General features: G+C 51.7%; 3 protein-coding genes and 3 tRNA genes. 2 read left to right on the top strand and 4 right to left on the bottom strand.

Annotated features, from left to right (window positions below):
* Position 1 precedes the first annotated feature (1 nt).
* Together ACVXHP_RS24160 and ACVXHP_RS24155 are read right to left on the bottom strand one after the other, a co-directional pair.
* A tRNA-Val gene (locus ACVXHP_RS24160) sits at positions 2-77 on the bottom strand.
* A gap of 46 nt (positions 78-123) precedes the next feature.
* Positions 124-199 (bottom strand) — tRNA-Val (locus tag ACVXHP_RS24155).
* A gap of 258 nt (positions 200-457) precedes the next feature.
* On the opposite strand from ACVXHP_RS24155, the gene gltX reads away from it, so the two are divergent.
* A complete protein-coding gene (gltX, locus tag ACVXHP_RS24150) occupies positions 458-1873 on the top strand; it encodes a glutamate--tRNA ligase (RefSeq protein ID WP_038642458.1) in 1416 nt (471 codons plus the stop codon).
* Positions 1874-1929: 56 nt separating this feature from the next.
* Here gltX and ACVXHP_RS24145 read toward each other — a convergent pair whose 3' ends face one another.
* Positions 1930-2322, bottom strand: a complete 393-nt coding sequence (locus ACVXHP_RS24145) for a MerR family transcriptional regulator (RefSeq protein ID WP_200005530.1) — start codon at positions 2320-2322, stop codon at positions 1930-1932.
* Between the two features lies 1 nt (position 2323).
* Positions 2324-2686: a YfeC-like transcriptional regulator gene (locus ACVXHP_RS24140; RefSeq protein ID WP_006683575.1), complete on the bottom strand. Its 363-nt coding sequence runs from the start codon at positions 2684-2686 to the stop codon at positions 2324-2326.
* Positions 2687-2907: 221 nt separating this feature from the next.
* Here ACVXHP_RS24140 and ACVXHP_RS24135 point away from each other — a divergent pair.
* Positions 2908-2983, top strand: a tRNA-Ala gene (locus tag ACVXHP_RS24135).
* Position 2984: the final 1 nt, after the last annotated feature.

The raw sequence follows: 2984 nt of genomic DNA, 5'->3' as shown, positions 1-2984 counted from the left end.
GTGGTGGGTGATGACGGGATCGAACCGCCGACCCCCTCCTTGTAAGGGAGGTGCTCTCCCAGCTGAGCTAATCACCCACTTCTCAATTTCTTGTTCTACACGGCGGAGACTACATAAAGTAGTTGGTGGGTGATGACGGGTTCGAACCGCCGACCCCCTCCTTGTAAGGGAGGTGCTCTCCCAGCTGAGCTAATCACCCCCGCTGTGTGGAGTCGCATTATAGGGAGAGTTGAAAATGAGTCAACGCATTTTCTAAAGAAATTGTTCGTTCGTCGTAAATTTAAACAAAACGATCGCAAAACAATCCATGCAGCATGATTTGTATACGAAAATGGCAAAGCGTGATGTTCCAACCCGATCAACATTGAGGAATCAGACCACAGTGATAGAATACGAGCCTGATAATCTTCCCTGGATTTGCCGGTTGTCGGCATCTTTATAAACGTAAGGCCATTTCATGAAAATCAAAACTCGCTTCGCGCCAAGCCCGACAGGTTACCTGCACGTCGGCGGTGCGCGTACTGCTCTTTATTCCTGGCTTTTTGCACGTAACCATGGCGGTGAGTTTGTGCTGCGTATTGAAGACACCGATCTCGAACGCTCCACGCCGGAAGCTATTGAAGCCATTATGGATGGTATGAACTGGCTGAATCTGGAATGGGATGAAGGCCCGTACTTCCAGACCAAACGTTTTGATCGCTACAACGCGGTTATTGATGAAATGCTGGAAGCAGGCACCGCATATAAGTGCTACTGCTCCAAAGAGCGTCTGGATGCGCTGCGTGAAGAGCAGATGGCGAACGGTGAAAAACCGCGTTACGACGGCCGCTGCCGCCACGGTCATGAGCACCATGCCGCCGATGAACCTTGCGTGGTGCGTTTTGCCAACCCGCAGGACGGTTCTGTTATTTTTGACGATCAGATCCGTGGCCCGATCGAATTCAGCAACCAGGAGCTGGACGATCTGATCATTCGCCGTACCGACGGTTCCCCGACCTATAACTTCTGCGTGGTGGTCGACGACTGGGATATGGAAATCACTCACGTTATTCGTGGCGAAGATCATATCAACAACACCCCGCGTCAGATCAACATCCTGAAAGCGCTGAACGCGCCGGTGCCGGTTTACGCGCACGTGTCGATGATCAACGGCGACGACGGTAAAAAACTTTCCAAACGTCACGGTGCGGTGAGCGTGATGCAGTATCGCGATGACGGCTACCTGCCGGAAGCGCTGCTGAACTATCTGGTGCGCCTGGGCTGGTCCAGCGGCGATCAGGAAATCTTCACCCGTGAAGAGATGATTAAACTGTTCTCCCTCGGTGCGGTGAGCAAGTCTGCGAGCGCGTTCAATACCGAAAAACTTCAGTGGCTGAACCATCACTACATTAATGCGCTGGCGCCGGAATATGTGGCAACGCATCTGCAATGGCACATTGAGCAGGAAAATATCGATACCCGCGTTGGACCTCAACTGTCTGAGCTGGTGAAACTGCTGGGCGAGCGTTGCAAGACGCTGAAAGAGATGGCGCAGAGCTGCCGCTACTTCTACGAAGACTTTGCTGAGTTCGACGCTGACGCGGCGAAGAAACACCTGCGTCCGGTTGCGCGTCAGCCGCTGGAAGTGGTTCGCGATAAACTTGCCGCCATTACCGAATGGACAGCAGAAAACGTCCACCACGCGATTCAGGCAACCGCTGATGAGCTGGAAGTGGGCATGGGTAAAGTTGGGATGCCGCTGCGTGTCGCGGTAACCGGCGCGGGTCAGTCCCCGGCGTTAGACGTCACGGTGCATGCGATTGGCAAATCCCGCAGCGTTGAACGTATTAACAAAGCGCTGGCGTTTATTGCAGAGCGTGAAAGTCAGCAGTAATACAGGCTGATTGATGACACAACGGCAGGATGCGCTCCTGCCGTTTTTTTTACCCGTTATTCAGACTCATCAATCCCCAGACGGGTAAGGAAAGTGCGAATGCCTTCGCGCGAGATATACATCGCCAGCTTTTCTTGTTCCGTTGGAGACATATTGTCCAGCGCGCTGATTATCTGGCGGCAGGCATGGCTGCGCACTACATGGGTGTATTCTGCCAGCGGTTCTTCGGCCTGATAAACCTCAGGAACTTTGCGAAAAGCGGGAATGTTGAGCAGAAACGTGCGGACGCCGGAGTCGATATGAATCAGTCTTGCGCGACCGCCTTTAACGCCGGGAAACTTTTCGGTGGTCCAGTTTTGCTCTCTAATCCAACGATTGACGGTTTGTTTGGCTACTCCGAGACATTCCGCCAGCTCTTCGGTCGTCATTTTGCTGCGTAATTTTTTCATATTATTTGTTTTCGCGGATCCCTAAGCGTTGTAATAAACCCGTAATGCCTTCACGCAGGATCAGTGACGTAAACATTTTCTGTTCTGACGGCGTCATCTCTTTGGCGAGTCTAATCAGCAGCGCCTCAATTGAAGTATCACCGGATAACGATAAGTTATCTGATAAACCTTCGGCTGAACGTTCAGCGCTACGAATGTATTCACGAACTTGTTCGGTGACGTGAACCAGACGGGCCTTACCGCCCTGAACGCCTGGTTTTGGTGATGTAGCCCAACCTTCCTTGCGCACCCATTTATTGATGGTCTGTCGGCTGTATCCGGTCAGATTAGCAAGCTCTTCTGGCGTCATCCGTTCCTTGAACATAACGATTCCCTGAGTAGTCGTGGGGTTAATTAGTGGCCCATTTTATAGCACCATTTTAGTAGAAACCGTGACGCGTTTAACTACTGAATGCGAGTTGTTACGCAATGTTCTTCATTTGACTGCTTTTTCAGCGATTGAATTCTATGAGTTAATTTTGCCGTTGACACACGCGAAGGGAATTCATATGATGCCGCCCGTCAACTCGACAAGCTTTACGTGACGGGGCTATAGCTCAGCTGGGAGAGCGCTTGCATGGCATGCAAGAGGTCAGCGGTTCGATCCCGCTTAGCTCCACCAA

The organism is Citrobacter freundii complex sp. 2025EL-00176, from assembly GCF_053309355.1.
The sequence above is the reverse complement of the archived record's forward strand: the minus strand, read 5'-3'. Positions and strand labels throughout refer to the sequence as shown.